Raw genomic sequence first — 19,918 nt, 5'->3', positions numbered from 1 at the left:
TTTGCCCACGCTGGGCGAGAGTCCCGCGGGTCGATCTCGTCGCAGGTGGCGCGCATCGCACATCCTGAGGACACTGGTGTCAGCAGCTCCCGAGCACGACAGGCAGGAACACACATGGCGGACAGCAACGGCCCCTCCGGTGGGTCTTTCAACTTCGGCCCGGAGGACTTCGACCGCTTCGCGCGGGAGGCCTCGGAAGGTTTGCGTGACGTCTTCGGCAAGCTGTTCGAGGGACAGTCGAGCCCGAGTGCGTGGTCGGCGTTCTTCGATCAGGGTGGCACCCGCACCCGGCGCCGCGCCGAGCCCGAGACGACCGCCGACGCCGGTTCCGGCGTGTGGGCGGTATTTGTGGTCGACGCCGACGGCGGCGCCCGGGTCGAGCAGGTCTTCTCCACCGAACTCGACGCCCTGCGGGCCAACCAGGCCAACACCGACCCGAGTCGGCGCGTCCGATTCCTGCCCTACGGCATCGCCGTCAGTGCGCTCGATGTCCAGGTCACATCCGAGACCCAGAGCGATTCTCCCGAGCAGAACAAGTCAGACGACGGCGTCGCCTGACTTCGCCCATGGCGGAGGCCGAACGGCCGTAGGATGACTCCCGCCCTCAGTCATCGGTCGGGAGGTCTCGAGTGTCGGATGCACCGTTCGGCGGGTTGTCGCGTCGTGACTTTCTCACGCGGGTCTCGGCGGTCGGTGGCGGTGCGCTGCTGACGTCGTGGGCTGCGCCGATCATCGACAAGGCCTATGCGTCGGCAGACCCGGCGGGCACCGGTTCGTTGTCCGATATCGAACACATCGTCCTGTTCATGCAGGAGAACCGGTCGTTCGATCACTACTTCGGAACCTACTCCGGGGTGCGCGGGTTCGGCGAGGCGTCGCCGGCATGGAAGCAGCACGGCTGGGCTCCCGGCGTCGGCCCGACCCGACGTGGTTACACGCTGCCGTTCCGCCTCGACACCCGCTACGACGCCAATCTCGACGGCGAATGCATCAACGATCCCGATCACTCGTGGGCCGGTTTGCACGCCGCGTGGAACAACGGACGCAACGACGGCTGGTTGCCGATGTCGATCAAGTCCGTTGGCCCGGCGAATGCGCCCGCACTCATGGGTTACTACGAGCGCGCCGACATTCCTGTGCATCGGACGCTGGCCGAGGCGTTCACGTTGTGCGACAACTACCATTGCTCGGTGTTCGGGCCCACCGACCCGAACCGGCTGTACTGGATGAGCGCGAGCATCGACCCAGATGGCTCGCACGGAGGCCCGCTGCTCGAGACACCCACGCTCATACCGAAATTCGTGTACTCGTGGCGAACCATGCCGGAGAACCTGCGAGACGCCGGGGTCAGCTGGAAGATCTACAACAACCGCGACATCGGGCCCGTGTCGTCGGTGTTGCTCGACGGCATGATGGGGTGCTTCACCCAGGCCCGCGATCCTCGCTCGGAACTGGCGCGCCGCGGCATCGACCCGATCTACCCGCAGGGTTTCGCCGCGGACGTGAAGGCCAACCGGCTGCCGAAGGTGTCGTGGGTCATCCCGTCGGCCATCACCTGCGAACATCCCGCACTGCCGGCCGCCTTGGGGGCGGTCGGCATCGTCCAACTGCTGGACATCCTCACGTCGAACCCCGCGGTGTGGGAGAAGACGGCAGTGATCATCAGCTACGACGAGAACGGTGGCTTCTTCGATCACGTGACCCCGCCGACCCCGCCGCCCGGTACGCCGGGTGAGTACGTGAGTGTGCCGGACATCCACAAGGTCCAGGCGTCCAAGGGGATTCGTGGTCCGATCGGCCTGGGCTATCGCGTACCGTGCTTTGTCATCTCGCCCTACAGCCGTGGTGGGCTGGTGGCGTCGGAGACCTTCGACCACACCTCCCAGCTGCGATTGATCGAGAAGCGGTTCGGGGTGGACGTCCCGAATCTGACGCCCTGGCGCCGAAGTGTGGTGGGGGACATGTCGTCGACCTTCGACTTCGCTCGGCGGCCCAACGCCGCGCGGCCGAGATTCGGGGACCCGGTTCCCGCGGCGAAGAACTCGCTACTGGTATGCGGGCCGAATGTGGCCACCGGCACGCTCGGTCGGGGTACCCCGTATCCGGTTCCGCCCAACCGGATGCCGCGACAGCAACCAGGGAAGCGCCGGTCGCCGAGCGGTTGATCTGGTCTATTGGGCGGATCGCAATGCGGCCCTGCGCTTCTCGGCTTCGCTGTAGCGACGCTGCTGCACTTCGGTGCGGGGCACCAGTTGGGGAACCGGGTGGGGTTTGCCGTCGTCGTCGGTGGCGACCATCGTGAAGTAGCAGCTGTTGGTGTGGCGTCGGACCCCGGTGTGGATGTTCTCGGTCTCCACCCGGATGCCCACCTCCATCGAGGTACGGCCGGTGTAGTTGATCGACGCGGACAAGATGAGCAGTTCACCGACGCGGATCGGCTCGCGGAAGATCACCCGATCCACCGACAGCGTGACGGCGTAGCGGCGGGAGTAGCGGCTGGCGCAGGCATAGGCGACCTGGTCGAGAAGTTTGAGGAGTGTGCCGCCGTGGACGTTGCCGGTGAAGTTCGCCATGTCGGGCGTCATCAGTAGCGACATCGACAGCGTGACTCGCTCTGCTTCCGTGGACGGGACTTCGATGTCCTCGGCTGTAGCGTCCATGGGTTGGTGCCTCTCGGTCGGCGATCAGTGCGCAACGTCAATCACAGCACTCGCAGCCGCCGGGCGCACAGCAACCAGCGTCATCGTCGTCACTGTTGTCATCATCGTCGGTGAGCGCACGTGTCGGCGCGCAGCACGCGTCTCCCTTCCACGCGTTGACGCCTTCGCGGATCGCGATCGCGGCGATCACCAGAGCCGCGAGGGGGTCGGCCCACGACCAGCCCCACAACCAATTGACCAGCAACCCGACCAGCAGCACAGCCGACAGATACGTGCACAGCAGAGTCTGCTTCGAATCGGCCACCGCGGTCAGCGATCCGAGTTCGCGGCCGGCCCGTCGTTGCGCCCCCGACAGCACCGGCATGATCACCAAACTCGCGCAAGCGAGCGCGATCCCGACGATCGAGTGTCGCGCTTCCTCGCCGATGCCGAGCAGCGATCGCAGCGATTCGACGCTGACGTAGGCGGCCAATGCGAAGAACGAGAAGGCGATGATGCGCAACGCGACCCGTTCGCGTGCCTCTGGGTCGCGCCCGGCGAACTGCCAGGCGACTGCGGCCGCCGAGGACACCTCGATCACCGAGTCCAAGCCGAATCCGATGAGCGCCGTCGAGGACACGCGTGCACCTTCGGTGAGTGCGATCGTCGCCTCGAGGACGTTGTAGGTGATGGTGGCGGCGACGAAGAGCTGAATTCGGCGTTGCAGAAGCTTCTTTCGCGCCGCGTCGGGCTTGGTTGCGACGGTCGGGGCCAGGGGTTCGAGGTCCATCAGCAACAACACTTCTCGTCGGCGTCGGGACAGCAGGTGGGGTCGACGGCGAGTACGAGGCCGAGCAGGTCGCCGAGCGCCTGGCCGATCCGCGGATCGGCGAGTTCGTAGCGGGTTCGTCGGCCTTCCGGAATCGCGACCACCAGACCGCACCCACGCAGGCAGGCAAGGTGATTCGACAGGGTCTGGCGTGAGACCCCGATCGCGTCGGCGAGGTCGGCGGGATATCCGGGAGCGGTACGAAGACGGAGCAACACCTGGGCCCGGGTTTCGTCGGACAGTGCGTACCCGAAGCGGGCCAGTGCGGCGGTGTGGACGAGCGCGTGGGTCTCCATGGAGATAACGATACATCGTTTTCTGTATTCAGAAAACGATGAATAAAGCGGGAATGCCCGCGGCAACTGAGGTGGCGGACCGTGGTGCGTCGCGTCGACGAACGTCGCACCGTCCGGTGTGACAAGCTCCGAGAATGACAACGACGGCCGTGCTCGCCGAAGCCTCCGCCGAAACCGCGACCATCGAATCGTTGTTCTGGATCAGCCTGGTCGCCGTCTTCACGCCGATCATTGCCCGGGCCGCGCGCGGGTACGTACCCGACGCGGTGCTGTTGTTGCTGGCTGGCATGGTGATCGGACCGAATCTGCTGGGCTGGGCGTCGGTCGACGGGCTCACGGTGCTCAACGAACTCGGGTTGGGCATGCTGTTTCTGCTGGCAGGTTTCGAACTGGACCCGAAGTTGCTCGGTGGGCGTCCTGGTCGCGTTGCGCGAGTGACCTGGTTGGTGAGTCTCGGCTTCGCGGTCGGCTTTGTCGCGCTCGTCGTGCCGGACGCGGGTTTCACCACGTTCGTGGCGGTGGGCATCGCCATGACGTCCACCGCACTCGGCACCCTGCTGCCCATCATCAAGCAGCTCGGGCTGCTCGACAAACCACTGGGGCGCGCGGTCATGGCCAACGGGGCGGTCGGCGAGTTGGGGCCCATTCTGGCGATGTCTCTTCTGCTGACGAGCCGCAATGTCGGTGCTGCCGTGGTGGTCCTGATTCTGTTCGCCGTCGCCGCGCTGGTGATCGCGTACGTTCCGGCGCATGTGATTCGACGGGTGCCGTTCCTGGGTGAATCTCTGCGAGTGATGAGTTCGGGTACGATTCAGCTTCCGATCCGGGTGGTCCTGTTGCTGCTCGTCGGATTGATGACGGTAGCCGCGGTCTTCGACCTCGACGTGGTGCTCGGAGCCTTCGCCGCCGGCATGATTCTGCGTCGGCTGCTCGGTGACTCACGAGCCGCTTTGGAGGGGTCCCTCGACGTGATCGGGTTCGGCGTGTTCATCCCGATCTTCTTCGTCATCTCCGGCATGGCGATCGACATCCATGCTGTGCTGTCGGCGCCCGGGACGTGGGCCGGATTCGTCCTCGCCATCGCCGTGGCGCGTGGGCTTCCGGTGTGGTTCAGCGAGCGATTCGTCATCCACGGCGCCAACCTTCCGTCGGTACGCGAGCGTGCACAGTTGGCGCTCTATGCGGCAACCGGACTGCCGATCATCGTTGCGGTCACGCAGGTCGCGGTGGGCGCAGACTTGCTGAGCACCGAACTGGCGTCGGCGATGGTCGCGGCCGGCGCCACCACCGTGCTCGTCTTCCCGCTGATTGCCCGACTGGTCGGTGACGGCGCACCGCGGACGGACTGAACACTCATCGCGGTTGAGAGTGCGGCTCGGTACGGATGACACCGCTGACGGCCTTCGGCTGGATAATCCAACCGACGACTCGCCCTGGTGTCACCCATGCGGCCTGCTCACCACCACACTCTCCGAGTCGGCGACCCACCCGCCGACGTCGTCGGCGATCGTGGAGGCGGGAAGAGTGCGGCCTCATCGCAGAAACCGCATTGGTCGCCAGAAACCGCTGATGTGGCCAGAAACCGCTGGTGCACCTCGGGTTTCTGACCAGACACGCGGTTTCTGAAACCACGACTCGCCGACGACGCGCGTGGGAGGTCGGCGAAGCCGCCGTCGCGGTCAACCCTCACCGAGGTCCACCTCGAGCGCAGACCTCGGACTCCGAACATCGTCGTCGAGCACAGAAAGCGCTCTTTGCCGCCAAGAAACTAGGGGAAGAACACTCGTCCCCTACTCTTGGAGTCCTCCCCTAGGAATTTCTAGGGGACGACTGTGAACCCCGGGGAAGAAGATCTTCCCCTATTTTCAGGGACAGAGCACTGCGGCGTTTGCCCAGGTCAGAGCGTCGGTCACCCAACTCTTCGGATCAGCGACCCACCGTCGGCGTTGCCGACGATCATGGAGGCGGGAAATGTCCGCCGGAGCACACCGACGGGCCGCTTCACGGTTGTAGCAGAAGGTGCTCGATAGGCAACACCTTCTGCTTCGACGTTGGCTCGAGGGTCTCGACATCCGGCGCGCTCGATCACCCAACCGATCGCACTGCAGACGAACCCCGCGGGAACACCCTTCCGCTGGCTAGGTGCGAGCCTCGAAAGCCCCTGGTGAGAAGACATCGTTGTCTCACCACGCCCCTTCGAAGCTCGCACCTCAGCCTGGATCCGTGGAGGTTTTTGGGTGTCGGTGACGTAGAAATGCCCTCTGAGCTGGGATGATTAGTGGTGTTGAAACACAAAACATCCCAGCTCAGAAGGCACTTTCAGTGAAAGTATCACACACGTTCTCTGCCGAAGCCGCGGTCTTTGACGACGACAATTTGGTGTCGCACGCCGGGTTGGTGCCGGTGATGGAGTTGGCCGAGTCGATCGGGTTGACGACGGTGCTCGCCGAGCGGGTCGAACTCAAAACCACCCGCGTCGCCTCGGCCGCCGCCAATCTCGACGCGAAATTGATGACCGTGATCGCCGGATTCTGTTGCGGCGCTGACAGTATCGATGATCTGGGGGTGGTGCGTGCTGGTGGGCACGCCCGCGTGTTCGATCGGGTATACGCCCCGGTCACGGTGGGGCAGACGTTGCGCGAGTTCACCGCCGGGCATGCCCGTCAACTCACCGCTGTGTTGACCCGGACCTTGCCGGCGATGTGTGCCCGCGCGAATCTGCTGCCCGATGCCGATGCCCGGGCGTATATCGACATCGATTCGTTGCTGCGCCCAGTCTATGGCTACCAGAAACAAAGCGCCTCCTACGGGCACACCAAGATCGCTGGGCGTGAACTCAAACGCAAAGGCCTCTCCCCGTTGGTTGCGACGCTGTCCACGCCCGGGCATCCACCGGTGATCGCCAACGCTTGGCTACGCGCCGGGAGTGCTGCTTCTGGTGCCGGGGCGGCGCGGATGATCGCGGAAACCCTCACCACCGCACGGGCGTGCGGGGCCAGCGGGGAGATCGTCGTGCGCGGCGACTCGGCCTATGGGGCCGCAGCAGTGATGCGCACCTGCCAACGCCTGGACGCCAGGTTCTCACTGGTCCTGCGAAAGAACACCGCGATCAACCGGGCCATCACCGAGATCGACGAACACGCCTGGACCCCAGTGCATTACCCCGGTGCGGTCACCGACCCCGACACCGGCGAACTGATCTCCGATGCCGAGGTCGCCGAAGCCACCTACACCGTGCGACCGAACTCCCGCCACCCGGTCACCGCCCGTCTGATCGTGCGTCGGGTCAAAGCCCGCCACCCCACCGACACCAACACCCTGGTGTCGGCCTGGCGCTATCACCCGTTCTTCACCAACACCACCGACGACACCGTCACCGCCGACATCAACCACCGCCGCCACGCCATCATCGAGACCGTGTTCGCCGACCTCATCGACGGACCCCTGGCCCATCTGCCCTCTGGCAAGTTCGGCGCCAACGCCGCCTGGCTGGCCCTGACCGCCATCAGCCACAACCTGATGCGCACCCTGGCCGCGCTCACCACCCCCGCCCTGCGCGCCGCGCGGGGCGCTACCCTGCGCCGCACCCTCGTAGCGGTCCCTGCCCGACTGGCCCGACCAGCACGAACAGCGGTCCTGCACCTACCCCGACACTGGCCCTGGCAACACGCCTTCACCACCCTCTGGACCGCCCTACACACCACCTGACCCAGCCACCCCTCCTGCCCACCCACTACCAAGGAATCCCAGTGAAAAGGCTGACACAAGTCAGCGAATACCACACGCCCACAACACAATCCGGCACGAAATCAGCCAGACACGACCCCCGTAAACCCGATCCACGGATCCAGGCTCAGGGAGCGATAGTCAGCCCGCCGCGACCGCCGTACTCGTGTCAACGGCGCGGGCACGCAACCGATCGGTCAACCGCTCGATGACCGCGTCGACGACACCGGTGGCGCCGGGTGTCGCCGGATGCCGAACACGGACGTCGAGGCCGTCCTCGGATCGGGAGAACCAGATCTGCACGTCGTCGGCCGTCGAACAGGCCGAAATATGTTGTGCTCCAGGAAGTCTCGGACCGAGCTTGCGGTAGTCGAGGTAGGAGATCATGAAGATGTCCCCGCTCGGGAGCTGCGGTGCACACCGTTCCAGGACGATCGGCAGAGGCACGCGGGCTAGGTCGATCGCTGCGCGCAACGATGATCTGGCGCCGGCACGATCGCCCGCATCGACGAGGACCGGGGCATTCGTGACCATCCAGCCCGCGGTGTCGTGCCAGCCCGAATCTCGTTGTCCCCGAGTGTGTAGTGGGATCAGAGCGGCCAGACGTGACGGTCCACCGAGGTCGTCGATCACCGACGCCAGGTCCGCCAGTACCGTGGCAAACAGGCCCGCATCGATGGCGCCGGCGTCGTCTGCGGAGAGCACGGTGCGCACCAAGGTCCGCTGCGGAGTGTTCGCGGGGACATCACCGAGGGGCAGCGGAAAGGTGGGTACCCTGCCGCCGGTCTCGGTGAAGAAGTTGCGCCAGCCCGCTAGCCGCTCGATCGTCTCGGTGTCGTCACACCCATCAGGGGTGCGAAAGCGGTCGACGTCGGCGGCGTCGGCGACGCATCGTCCGACGAATCCGGGTGGTGCCGCCGCTTGCGCGGAAGTGTTGGTGCTCAACAGGTGTAGCCGACGCAAGATGATGTCGACGGTGAGGGCATCGGCGTGCGCGTGGTCGAAGGCGCAGAGCAGGGTGCGGCCGACGAGAGCGAAGCAGATTCCCGGACTGACCTGCGGGTGGCAGCGAGAATTGATGAGGGCGACGATGTCGGCGGTGTCGGCCTGGCCGTGAGTCACGAGCCCCGTCCGCAGGTGAGTGGGATCGAGTACGTGCTGGCGCGGCTCGGGCGTCCAGCTGAAGCGCAGGCGCAGAGCTTCCTGCTCGGCCACGACCTGCCGCACCACGTCGGCGATGTGCTGCGGATTCGGCGGTGGGCCCGCACTGTCACCGAGTTCGACGGTGCCCGCGATCCACACCGGATTACTCGTGGCCGCGGCGTGCGCAGCCAAGTGATTGGCCTGGTTGAAGCTGACCGGAGAACCCACGGACGTCGGAGAATCGGTCCAGGTGAGGGTGATCTCGGTGAGCTCGCCCGACAGGTCCACCAGGTCGGCGCCGGTGACCCTCACGCGCCGATCCCCAGGGCGGGTGCCGCGCAGGCACGCGCGCTCATCGGGGAGGTGACCATGGTCGCCAATGTAGCGCGGAGAGTGTCGAAGTACCGGGTGACCGACTCCCGAGCGATCGGATTATCGGGGCATTGTGTCGCAATCCACAAACCGTCGTGGTCGCGGCTGATCCAGAGCGATGCGTTGCGCGTTCGTCCCTCGCCGGTGAACAGCACCGCATCGGCGAGTTCCCGCTGGCCCGGAAACCACCGGAAGTCGAGGTAGGAGACCATCTGCGGGCTGGCCAGCACCGCTGGATCGAGCCGTCGGGCCGCTATCAGGTGACCGAGTGCCGCGTGAGCGGGTGTTCGGGCGAGTCGCCGGGCCCGTGCCAATCCGTTGGCGGCGTCGGCGAGCACGTCGATCACTTCGGCTCCGCGGACGTCGAACGCCACCGGCGCAAAGGTGCAGTACCAGCCCTGCGACGAGGTGTGCTCGGCGCTGCGTGTGCTCAGAACCGTTGCGGTGCAATAGCTGTCCCGACCGCTGAGGTGTCGATCGGTCACCGCGAGCGCAGCGTAGACGGCTGCGGTGAATCCGGTGCCGGCGGCGCTTGCCGCATGCGCGATGGCCTCGGCGTCGTCGGCGTCGGCGAGTTGTGCGCGGCGGATTCGGACCGGTTGGGGTTCTCCGTCGTCGAGTCCGAGATCGAGCGCGAACGCAGGCAACCGCCCACCGGTCGGCCGCAGGGCCTCGACCCACTCGTCGAGTTCCGGTGAGCTGGACCCGACTCGCGTGGCCGCGGCGAATTCGGCTGCCACGTAGTCGATGTGGCTGCCGGCCACCGGTACATCACGCCCGCCGTAGCGGGCCAGGATCTCGGCGAGCCCGATCACCTGAGAACTACCGTCGCCGAAGGCATGGTCGATCCCGAAGTACAGGTCGAACGAGTCGTCGCGGACGATCGCGCCGAAGATGACCCCGGGAAAGGAATCGAACACGGCCTCGCTGCTCAACCTCATGTCGACGTGGCCGGCGATCTCGTGGTCGGCGATGTCGCGGTGGTGGGCACGCAGTGCGATGTCCTGTGCGTCCACGACGTGCCGGGTGATCTCGTTGCCGCTCGTGCGAAATGTGCTGCGCAGCCCGTGGTGATCGCGCAGAAACCCGTTGAGCGCGAGCGTCATACGTGGCTCGTCGAGCGTCCCGGCAACCGTCACCGCGGCGCACGTGTATGCGCGGTGTGTTCGGCCGCTCGCCCGTGTCGCCGCGACGGCGGTGATGTGATCTCGCTGGAGGAACGACGGTCCGACCGGATGTGGCTCTCCGGCCGCCGCGATGGTCGCCGCGGCAACGGTGTGCTCGTCGGCCACCCAGTCGATGACGTGACCGCCGCGTGGGGTCCACTCGCGACGCGCGACGATTCTCACCGGCTCTCGCCCCTGTCGGCCAGCGCCGCGATCTGCTGATGGCTCCCGACGTGCGCATCGAGAACGATCTCCGTGTCACCATCGGCGGCAACCTCTCGCAGGACCGACGAGAATTCGGCGATGAACGCATGTACCGATGCAGCGGCGGTGTCGTTGCCCGGGAAGCGGGCGGCGAGATTGATCCCGTCGGCGGTTCGGTTGATCCACAGGTAGACCTCGTCGTCGCTGTGAACCGGGCTGCGCAGCGCCCGATCGGCGGGTGTCCAGTCGCTCGCGCCGGGCAGTGATCGTCCGTCCACATACGACACGACGAACCGGGCGCGTGGACTGATCTGCAGGAGTTCGGCGATGCGGGCGAAGGAATGACCGACGAGCCTGCGGTGGGCGCGGGTGGCCGTCGCCGTGCCCGCCAGCGCCTCGCTGAAACGCGCAACGGACGTGAGATCGTCTGCGACCGGCATCAGGCCGACGAACCATCCTGCCGCCGTGAACCATTCGGGTGCAGTGCGCGTGTGCATCGGCATCACGTAGCGGGTGACGCGGGTTCCGGACAGGCGCGCCAAAGCGACTGCGACCGCCGTCAGCACGCCTGTCGACCCGGAGCCGCCTGCTGCCTTGCAGGCCGCGCTGAACGCGTCGGCCGATTCCCGCGGCAGAATCCACAGCGAGACACTCGACTGTGCGGCCTGGGCGTGTCCGATCGCCGGCTCGGACCCCAATGGCAGCGGAAAACCTGGGAGCGCAGGTGTGTTCGGCGTCGGATCGGTGTCCTCGCCGACGGTCGGCGGAGACGTGGGGGCGCTGCGCAGGAAGAGCTCCCAGTCCCGGACGGCCGGATGATCGGTGCCCAGGGCGGTGGCGGCCTTGTACTCGTCGACGCTGTGGTCGACGTAGGAACCGCATGGCGGCAGCGCCGGAGTCTCGCCGACGAGGTGCGCACGATAGATCTCGCGAATCTCGGCGATTGCCAGCAGTTGTGTGTAGGCGTCCATGACGGCGTGATCGGCGCCGAAGATCACGGTGAAACGGTCGCCGTCAACCTGCTCCGGACCGGAGCAGACGTGTTCGACGGTGGTGAACACGATGTGGGGCCAGCTGTGCGCGCGGACCCCCGTCGCCAGGAACTCCTCGAGGTGGCGGTATACCTCGAGCGAATCGCGCACCCGTCCGTAGCGTCGCACATCGATGGCGATGGCTTCCGGCTCGAGGTGGCGTCGTGCGGTTTCGGCCGCGTCGGTCGCGACCGTGCTGCGGAAGACCTCGTGACGGGCGATCCAGGTCCGCAAGGTGGCCGCGAAGGCGCGGGGTTCGAGTGGCTGATCGATCGCGAACGCCGTGCCGATCCACGAGACGTCGTCGTCGCGTGTGTGCCGCAGGTGGGCGGCATGATTGGTCGAAAGTGGTCGATCGTCGGACGTCCAGTCGGACGCCCTGGTCGACGGTATCCATTCGGTGATGATCCCCGATGGTGTCGGGTAATCGGCAAGCTCTGTGTACTCCACTGCTGATACCTCGTCGCGCTGATGGTGATGCGGGACAGAGCGGAGCATCTCCGGTCTGCCGTCGGGGAATCTGTTGTGCGAGCGCGGAGTGTGAAGTCCCCCCCAGGACTCATGAGCTCTCCATCATTGGAGACGACAGACCCCCCGCGTCTGCGCCGGCAACGACATATTCGTTGCCGCTCATATGTTTCGGTGGTGTCCACCCCCAACCACTGGACCCCCCGTGCGACGTCATCGACGTCCGATGCTGAGCGTAAGCCTGTCGGCGTCACCGCGCCATGTGGGCTGCGCCACCCTTGAATACCCTGCGTTGTGAGCCAGTGTCGGCTGAAAAGCCATGACGTGCTGGATGTTTCGCCCCGAGCAGGTCGTTTCACATGCAAATGATGTGGCGGGACGCACAGTCGCCACGGGCGTGGCCTTGATCACTCTGTGGCACCGACGATCACTCTGTGGCACCGACGATCGCCGAGCAGGCTCGTTGCGTCGCGATCTCAGCAGGTGTCAGGAGCGCGGTGAGCCGATGTGCAGCCCGTTGTGTCGCTGGATCGAGCAGGCAGTCGAGTTGTGCCTCGCCGAGGCGCGCCAGCGGTGCGCCGGTTCCGGACCCGGCGCGGGCAAGCGCACCCGCCCAGAGCGGCTGATCGGCGCTGAGCCAGCCGATGGCCGATGGAATACCGGCCCGCGCGGTGGCGGCGGTGGTGCCCGCGCCGCCGTGATGGACGGCAGCACGACACCGGGGCAACAGGCGCTCGTGGTCGAGTCCGTGGGTCACCCTCAGCACCGAATCATGTTCGGGCAGAGGGTGTCCGGTGTGGGCGATCACCCGCCGCCCGCGACGGACAAGGGAATCGACGATGCCGCTGACGCGCTCTTCGGCGACCTGCATGCTGCCGAAACCGACGTAGACCGGTGGTTGGCCGTCCTCGGCCCACGCGACGACGCCGTCGGTTCGCGAATCATTCCCGTCGAGGAGGCGGCGGGTCCGCTCGTCGGGCAGCAGAAAGCCGGTGAACGGCCGCTGGGAGCCCCATTCGCGGGACAAGCCCGGGAACAGTGCGGCCTCGTAGACCTGTATCTCCGGACGTCCGTCGGCGCGCAAGCGACCACCTAGTGGGCCGCGTGCGGGCGGAAGTCCGAGTTCGGTGCGTAGGCGCCGGTCGTCGGTGCGGGACGTGAGCCAGTAGAGGCGGTCGACGGTGCTCCACAGTGCACGCCGCACGCAGGTGGGTGGGCGGCGATACGTCGGCGAGACCGTCGAGTTGGGCCGCACCGGACAGTAGTGGAGTGGTACGAACGCGATGCCGCGACTCTCGGCAATGGTCGCCGCGCGTTCCTGGGCGAGCAAACCGGTGACCAGGATGTCGCTCTCGTCGGCGAGGTCACCCATCACCCGCTGCGATGTGTGCGCGCCGTACGCCCCGACCTCACGGAGCGCCTTCAGGCGGGTGCGTGGATTCGGCGATCTCAATTGCTTCTTGATGATCGAACCGGCAAGGAGATCCGCCGTCGAGGGACACAATTCGCGGGTGGGAAGGCCGGTGCGAGTCGCCATGGGCATCAGGTCGTGGGCCACCGCCAACTGCACCGTGTGTCCGTGCCGGGCGAGCTCGGCGGCGACCGCGATCGCGGGCTGCACGTCTCCTCGGCTGCCGTGCAGTGCGAACGACACTCTCATGTGCCCCAGGCGCTTCCGGTCAGCGACCATCGGCCGAGTTCATCGGCGACGACCTTGCTCAGGGCCTGGTCGTCGGCCACTCGATCGGGGTCGAGTGAGGTCACACAGAGCGTGACGAGACCGCCGCTCTCCGATGCCCAGCCGCTGATCCCGCCGGCCATCGACCGCAGCACCTCGAGGTCAGGTGTGGAGGCCACCGACCGCATCGCGACCGGACCCACCGATCCCGTGCCCAACGACGCGAACCGCGGATCGAGTTCACCGAGGTTCGACGCGAGGCACAGCGGTGCCGACACATTTGCTGCCAGCCGGCGGACGGCGCGGTCGCCGAGCGCCTGGGCGACGATGCCGAGTCGGGCGGCCGGACTGGGTCCGTCGACGAGCGTGCGGAAAGCGCTCTTGCATGCCGTTCGGATGGCGCCGAGGTCGCGGTAGCGGTCGTCGTCCACGACGATCGCGGCGGTGACCCCCGTGGTGGCGTTTGCCCTTCGGTCGTTGTCGGTGCGAGTCGACATCGGCAGCGAGAGCCCGATGGCCTCGCCGGGGTGAATCCGACCGGTGCGTTCGAGTGCGCCGACCATGATCGCGACGAAGAGGGAATTGGGTGTACCTCCGGAAGCCGATGCGGCAGAACGGAATGCGTCGGATCTGATGGTGAGGATCGTGGTGGGTGCGGATACCGGCGCGTTCTCGCCGGCGGTGACCGCTGTCGTCGCAGCAGGTGTCTCGGGGTGAGAATCTCTGCGGGGCTGGGTGGTTGGTCGACGGTCGGTGACCATGGCGGCCGCCGCCCTGCCGGCGGTTCCCAACAGCGTTGCCGTGTCGCGCAGGTTGTCACGGAGGCGCGGCGGTGTGTCGGTCGCGTCGAAGGCGATGTCGGCGACGGCCTCGGTGACGGCCGTCATGACGGCACCACCATCGCCGACCACGTGGGACGCGACGAGCGACACGAACACAGCGGAACCGTCGGCGGAGCGGGCGGCGGTCAATCGCCATGACGGTCCGCGGATGGTGTCGAGGGGTGCGTCGACGCAGCGGCGAGCCCAAGATGCCTCCTCGCCGGCGGCAATCGGCCTGTCCGACAGGCTGAATCGCCCGGCCGCGGGTGTGTGCACCCAGCGGTCACGACCAGGCGTCCGGCGGCGGTGCACCAGCCTGCTCAACCGTCCACGGCGCAGACGCGCGGCGATCGCGGCGATCGCGGCGTCGGTCACGTTGCCGTCGAGGCGCCAGACGCACTGGTTGACGACCGGAAGCCGTAGCGCATGCTCCATGCGGACGAACAGATCGTCGTCGGGTGTGAGGCGCTCGGGTGTGAGCCGCTCCGCCGTCCGTGTCCGACTCGTGTCGCTCATCATGGGCCCGTCAGACCCGCCGGAGATACGCGCGGAGGGCAAGCGGTGCCGCGACGGCGATGATGGCCGTCGCGCCGAGCAGCGTCCAGCCGACATGCGCGGTGATCTCTCCGTCGTTGGCGAGCGAACGGAACGACGAGACCAGATGCGATACCGGATTGACGTCGGCGATTGCCTGCAGCCAGCCGGGCATCGTCGAGGTGGGGACAAATGCATTGGACGTGAAGGTGAGGGGCATCAGAATCAGCATCGAGATACCCTGTACCGCACTAGCTTTGGACATGATCACACCCATCAGGGCAAAGATCCAGCTCATCGCGAAAGCGGCGAAGATGACCAGCACAATGCCCGCGGCGGTGCCGACGATGCTGCCCGGCCGGTAGCCCATCACCAGCCCGACCACCAGCGACATCGTGGTCGCGATGACATAGCGCAGGATGTCGGCGGTCAGCGACCCCGCCAACGGTGCCATGCGGGAGATCGGCATCGACACCAGCCGGTCGAAGACTCCGCTGTCAATGTCTTCGCGAAGTTGTACTCCGGTGACCACCGAACTCGTGATCGCCACCGACACAAGGACTCCGGGTACGAGTTCGGGCAGGTAGGCCGACACGTCACCCGCGATCGCCCCGCCGAAGATGTTGGCGAACATGATCGTGAAGACCACCGGGACGATGATCACGTCGAAGAGTTGCTGAGGCGTGTGGCGCATCCGCAGCAGCCCGCGGCGCGCGAGGGTGAGCGTGTCCCGCACGGCCTGGGCCGTCGACACTCGCTCGGCGACGAGTACCGGCCAGTCGCGGCCGCCGTCGGAATCGGGGATCGTTGTCACATCTGGCGCGATCTTCTGGGTGATCATGCGGGCACCTGCTGGTCGGTCATGGCGAAGAACACCTCGTCGAGGGTTGGGCGGCGGACGGCGAGTTCGGCGACCGCGATGCCGGCCTCGTCGAGGGCGACGACGACACGCGCGGAGAGCGCGGGATCAGGCAGAGCGGCGGTGAGACGGCCCGACTCAGGACTGGGAACCACGGCGGTGACGACTCGCCGATGGATGATCGCGGCTGCCTCGGACATCCGAGCCGGCTCGGCGAGCGTGACTTCGAGCGAGCGTTCGCCGACACGATCCTTGAGGACGTCGACGGGCCCTTCCGCGATGACGCGCCCGGCATCCATGACCACCAACGAGTCGGAGAGTTGGTCTGCTTCGTCGAGGTACTGCGTGGTCAGCAGCACCGTGGTGCCATCGTCGACCAGCGCGCGCACCGCCGACCACACCTGTGCACGGGTACCCGGATCGAGGCCGGTCGTCGGTTCGTCGAGGAACAGCAACGCGGGCGGCGTGATCAGCGACGCGGCCAGGTCGATGCGGCGTCGCATGCCACCGGAGAACCCGGATACCGCCCGGTCGGCCGCAGCGGTGAGACCGAAACGTTCGACGAGGTCGGCGGCGCGAGCGCGTGCCGCGCGGCCGCGGATTCCGCGTAACCGGGCGAAGAGTTCCAGGTTCTCCAGCGCGGTCAGGTCCTCGTCCAGCGACGCGTACTGGCCGGTGAGCGAGATCAGCGACCGGATGGCCGGCGCCTGCGTGACCACGTCGCGGCCGAAGATCTTCGCGTGGCCGCCGTCGGGCCGGACGAGGGTGGCCAGCATGCGGACGGTCGTCGTCTTGCCGGCACCGTTGGCGCCGAGCATTCCGCACACCGAGCCGGTGGGTATGGACAGGCTGACGTCCGCCACCGCAGCGACATCGCGGAACGACTTCCGCAACGACTCCGCATGCACGGCCGTCTCCGGCAATCTGACCATCGATGTTCCTTCCCCCGCGAACGTCTGACGTCACCACCATGGCGGAGGGCACTTTCATTTCGGTTTCAACCGTCGGCGGTGCTGCCGATCATGGAGGCGCGAAAGAGTGCCGTCGTCCTACCTCCCGCACTCTTCTGAATATCTGCGAGCAGATCAGCCGATGAGCTGCGCCACCGCGCGTTCCCTCGACATGGAGGGACCGGCGGCCAGGTGCATCACCGGGAAGTCCCGGCGGTAATGGATGGCACGCGCGGCGGCGGCGTACGGATCGTCGTCGCGCAGGCCACGGGCCTTGACGACGGCCGCCGCCGCAGCGCCGAGAGCGGGCAGGTCGGTGAGCGCCGGGTCGAGACGACGCTGTGTCAGGGCGGCCTCGAGGTCATCGGCCGCGAGCCGTGCGTGCGTGGATTGTCCGGCCGCATCGAGCAGGGCGACGGCCACCGCGTGCATGTGGACCGAGTGACCGTCGGCGGGTGGCCCCGCGATGCGCAGGGCGTCGGCGATTGCCGTGACCGCGAGGGCAGGATCGTCGTCGACGAGCAACTGCGCGCGCGTCATATGAGCAGTTGCGATGAACGGTCGCGCGGTGGTTCCGGCAGCACGCAGGCACGAGGCGAGCAGATCCTCGGCTCGACGCGGATCGACGCTCACCGATGCGCCGGCCTGGTAGATGCGCACCCGACACGCATCCTGCGCCAGCCCGATGTCGTCGAAAGTGGTTGCACTGCGCTCGAAATGAACGATGGCGGCCTCGTGGTCCCCAACCTGGCTGCAGATGCGGCCAAGTCTGCTGCGTGCGTTCGCGGCGAACCACGGGTGCATCGCAACGTCGGCTGCCACGGATGCGCGCAGGGCACACCGATGTGCGAACCTCGGTGCGGCAGCGCGTTCGGCCAATTCGGCGCGAACCAGTTCGGCCGCCGCGACCACCCCTGCGTCGGCGCTGCGCGCGGCAGTCGCCAGCGTCCGCGCCACGGTGGCCGGTCGGGCGACGAGCAGATCGCCGATGAGTCCGTCGATTCCACTCAACGGCCGCACCGACATGGCCTCGCGGAGCCGGAGCCGCGCCCGGGCCGCGTCGCGAAACTGGCCCGCAATGGTGAGATGTATTGTTGCACAGAGTAGTCCGGCGACATCGCGATCTGATTCGGCCGGCTGGCGGGCGACGGCGCGGCACAACCGCAGGGTCGCGTCGTGGCCCCCGGTGCGCATCGTCCGCCACGAAACAACAGGCAGCAGTGCTGGATCCTGGCTCGCGCTCCCGTCGAGTAGTGACAGGATGGCGTCCGACGAGTGGTCGAGCCGATCGGCCGCGTCGGCCACCCGGCCGGCGCGCAGGTCGGTCAGGGCGGCGTCGACCTGGGTGCGTGCCCAGCGGTGATGGGCGGCGACGAGGCATTCCTCGAGGTTGGGCTGCTCCCGAGTGCGCTCGCGAACGAAGTCGCGGACCGTGTCGGACAAGCGATAACAAGTATGCTGCGCTCGCCCCTCGGAAACTCCCCGTCGCTGCGCTTGCCCTTCGAAACCTCCCCGTCGCTGCGCTCGCCCCTCGGAGATTCCCCGTCGCTGCGCTCGCCCTTGCTGGTCCTCCGCAACCCGTAAAAGGCTGTGCGCCCGCAGGATCGCCACATTGTCCAGAGTCACCATCGGAAACGCGAGGGCGTCGGCGAGCCGGAACTCTCCCGGGAAGCGGGCGAGGGCGGCGAGTGCCAGACGCGCATCCGAGGCCAACAGTTCCCAACTGGAGGCGAGAACGTTGGTCAGTGAGCTGTGTCGCCCGTCGCCCCGGACGCTCAACACCGAAAGTGTCGATGCAAGACGCTCGTTGAGATCGCCGAGCGTGAGGTGTCGGAGCTGTGCAGCGGCCAATTCGAGTGCGAGGGGCGATCCATCGAGGCGGCGGCACAACTCGTCGACTTCGTGAGCCGCGATGCTGTCCCTGCGTCCCGCCGCACGCACACGGTCTGAGAAGAGTTGTGCGGCATCAGCTTCGGATAGGGGTCCGACGTCGATGACGTGCTGGTCGACGAGGTCGAGCGGTACCCGGGTGGTGGCCAGAATCTGAAGATCATGGCGTCGCGCGAGTACCTCGGTGGCCAGCTCTGAGGCAGAGTCGACGACCTGCTCGCATGCGTCGAGGACGATCACGACCCCGCGTGGTGCGCTCTGTGTCAGGAGTTGCCCGGGGCGTTGCATCGGTCCTGGCGTGCCGCCGGCGAGATCGGGAACTGTGGTCGGCCGTAGGGCGGCGGTCACCGCGGCCGTCACGTCCTCGACGCCGCGCGCCGTGGTCAGGTCCACGTAGATGTGCGGAACAGATTGCGCAGCAATGAATTCCGCAACCAGACGAGTCTTTCCGATACCGCCCTCGCCGAGTACACAGACGACGCCGGAGTCGGCGAGCGCGCGTCGCATGTCTGCCAGGATGTCGACGCGTGCGACAAAGCTGTTGCGGGGCGGCGCGGGCATCTGGGTTGCGAACCCTGGGTCGGCGGCGACGGGCGTCTGTGCGCGCAGAGCAGCCGCATGCGCTGCGACGGCTTCCGGCCCGGGGTCGGCGCCGAGTTCGTCGGCCAGGGCGGCACGCAGCCTCGCGAAGACGGTGAGCGCGCGGTTGGGATTGCCGGCCGCCACATGTGCGCGCATCTCCAACGCGGCGAGTTGCTCGTCGAGCGGCCCGCGCGCCTCACGATGCGCGGCGACCTCAGCGGCGACGCGGTTCGGCTCGGCGACGAGGCGGTGATTCCAGGATCGTTCCCGGAGAACACCGCGGCACCGGTCGGCGCGTATCGTCAGCCGGTCCCGTAGGTCGCCCGGAGGAAGTCCGGTGCCGGGTTGACCGCGCCAGAGGTCGAGGGCCCCGGTGGCATCGGCGTCCGTTCCATCGCGCGCGATGGCCTCGGCCGTGGCGAGGTCGGAGACCGGCGTCCCCTCGGTTCCGATCAAGCGATAACCGCCCGGAGTCGAGTCCACTCGTTCGGACCCGACGAGTGCGCGCAGACGCGAGATGAGCGTGTGCACCGCGCCGGTCGGTTGTTGCGGGGGAGCATCGGGCCATACGTCGGACACGATGGCCTCGATGCCGACGGGGTAGGGATGCGCAAGCACCAGTGAGGTGATCAAGGTGCGCAGACGGCGCGCGGTGACCGGGATGGCGTCGGCGTCGCCGGCGCACACCTCGGTCGGACCGAGCACCCCCACCAGCGCAGTCATCGTCACA

General features: G+C 67.0%; 15 protein-coding genes. 4 read left to right on the top strand and 11 right to left on the bottom strand.

The genetic code is table 11. The annotated features are described in order from the left end of the window. The first annotated feature begins 114 nt into the window (after positions 1 to 114). Both ACWDTF_RS14225 and ACWDTF_RS14220 read left to right on the top strand, forming a co-directional pair. On the top strand, positions 115 to 558 hold the full coding sequence (locus tag ACWDTF_RS14225) for a hypothetical protein (RefSeq protein ID WP_240859004.1): 444 nt from the start codon (positions 115 to 117) through the stop codon (positions 556 to 558). 71 nt (positions 559 to 629) lie between these two features. Further along, positions 630 to 2,165 (top strand): phospholipase C, encoded by a 1,536-nt coding sequence (locus ACWDTF_RS14220; protein ID WP_449754528.1) that lies wholly within the window; start codon positions 630 to 632, stop codon positions 2,163 to 2,165. A 6-nt stretch (positions 2,166 to 2,171) separates the two neighbouring features. On the opposite strand, the gene ACWDTF_RS14215 is transcribed toward ACWDTF_RS14220, so the two are convergent. The 3 genes from ACWDTF_RS14215 to ACWDTF_RS14205 are packed head-to-tail and all read right to left on the bottom strand — an operon-like array spanning position 2,172 to position 3,764. Beyond that, a complete protein-coding gene (locus ACWDTF_RS14215) occupies positions 2,172 to 2,660 on the bottom strand; it encodes an acyl-CoA thioesterase (RefSeq protein ID WP_240859017.1) in 489 nt (162 codons plus the stop codon). 37 nt (positions 2,661 to 2,697) lie between these two features. After that, positions 2,698 to 3,429: a cation transporter gene (locus tag ACWDTF_RS14210; RefSeq protein WP_449754527.1), complete on the bottom strand. Its 732-nt coding sequence runs from the start codon at positions 3,427 to 3,429 to the stop codon at positions 2,698 to 2,700. Next, entirely contained in the window at positions 3,429 to 3,764 is a 336-nt protein-coding gene (locus ACWDTF_RS14205; RefSeq protein ID WP_240859027.1) for an ArsR/SmtB family transcription factor, read from the bottom strand. Before ACWDTF_RS14205 ends, ACWDTF_RS14210 begins: the two co-directional genes overlap by 1 nt. A 134-nt stretch (positions 3,765 to 3,898) precedes the next feature. Here ACWDTF_RS14205 and ACWDTF_RS14200 point away from each other — a divergent pair, with 134 nt between their 5' ends. Both ACWDTF_RS14200 and ACWDTF_RS14195 read left to right on the top strand, forming a co-directional pair. Beyond that, complete coding sequence (locus ACWDTF_RS14200) at positions 3,899 to 5,113, top strand: cation:proton antiporter (RefSeq protein ID WP_355278922.1); 1,215 nt, start codon at positions 3,899 to 3,901, stop codon at positions 5,111 to 5,113. Between the two features lie 973 nt (positions 5,114 to 6,086). Then, complete coding sequence (locus ACWDTF_RS14195) at positions 6,087 to 7,472, top strand: IS1380 family transposase (protein WP_240861146.1); 1,386 nt, start codon at positions 6,087 to 6,089, stop codon at positions 7,470 to 7,472. Between the two features lie 159 nt (positions 7,473 to 7,631). Here ACWDTF_RS14195 and ACWDTF_RS14190 read toward each other — a convergent pair whose 3' ends face one another. The 8 genes from ACWDTF_RS14190 to ACWDTF_RS14155 form a co-directional block, all read right to left on the bottom strand. Continuing rightward, positions 7,632 to 8,945, bottom strand: a complete 1,314-nt coding sequence (locus ACWDTF_RS14190) for a hypothetical protein (RefSeq protein WP_449754526.1) — start codon at positions 8,943 to 8,945, stop codon at positions 7,632 to 7,634. Then, positions 8,942 to 10,354 carry a condensation domain-containing protein gene (locus ACWDTF_RS14185; RefSeq protein ID WP_240859034.1) on the bottom strand — a complete coding sequence of 471 codons (1,413 nt, stop codon included), beginning with the start codon at positions 10,352 to 10,354 and terminating at the stop codon, positions 8,942 to 8,944. The genes ACWDTF_RS14190 and ACWDTF_RS14185 overlap by 4 nt, the downstream gene beginning before the upstream one ends. Beyond that, positions 10,351 to 11,856, bottom strand: a complete 1,506-nt coding sequence (locus tag ACWDTF_RS14180; RefSeq protein ID WP_355279510.1) for a condensation domain-containing protein — start codon at positions 11,854 to 11,856, stop codon at positions 10,351 to 10,353. Before ACWDTF_RS14180 ends, ACWDTF_RS14185 begins: the two co-directional genes overlap by 4 nt. A 445-nt stretch (positions 11,857 to 12,301) precedes the next feature. Continuing rightward, positions 12,302 to 13,534: a nucleotide disphospho-sugar-binding domain-containing protein gene (locus ACWDTF_RS14175; protein ID WP_449754525.1), complete on the bottom strand. Its 1,233-nt coding sequence runs from the start codon at positions 13,532 to 13,534 to the stop codon at positions 12,302 to 12,304. Beyond that, entirely contained in the window at positions 13,531 to 14,889 is a 1,359-nt protein-coding gene (locus ACWDTF_RS14170) for a hypothetical protein (RefSeq protein WP_449754524.1), read from the bottom strand. The genes ACWDTF_RS14175 and ACWDTF_RS14170 overlap by 4 nt, the downstream gene beginning before the upstream one ends. Positions 14,890 to 14,899: 10 nt before the next feature. Then, positions 14,900 to 15,721 (bottom strand): ABC transporter permease, encoded by an 822-nt coding sequence (locus tag ACWDTF_RS14165; protein ID WP_374247169.1) that lies wholly within the window; start codon positions 15,719 to 15,721, stop codon positions 14,900 to 14,902. A gap of 23 nt (positions 15,722 to 15,744) precedes the next feature. Next, the gene (locus tag ACWDTF_RS14160; protein WP_449754523.1) at positions 15,745 to 16,698 is read right to left on the bottom strand and encodes an ATP-binding cassette domain-containing protein; all 954 of its coding nucleotides are present in this window, start codon (positions 16,696 to 16,698) and stop codon (positions 15,745 to 15,747) included. A gap of 153 nt (positions 16,699 to 16,851) precedes the next feature. After that, positions 16,852 to 19,911 (bottom strand): BTAD domain-containing putative transcriptional regulator, encoded by a 3,060-nt coding sequence (locus ACWDTF_RS14155; protein WP_449754522.1) that lies wholly within the window; start codon positions 19,909 to 19,911, stop codon positions 16,852 to 16,854. Positions 19,912 to 19,918: the final 7 nt, after the last annotated feature.

Source organism: Gordonia sp. NPDC003422 (genome assembly GCF_053588675.1).
The sequence above is the reverse complement of the archived record's forward strand: the minus strand, read 5'-3'. Positions and strand labels throughout refer to the sequence as shown.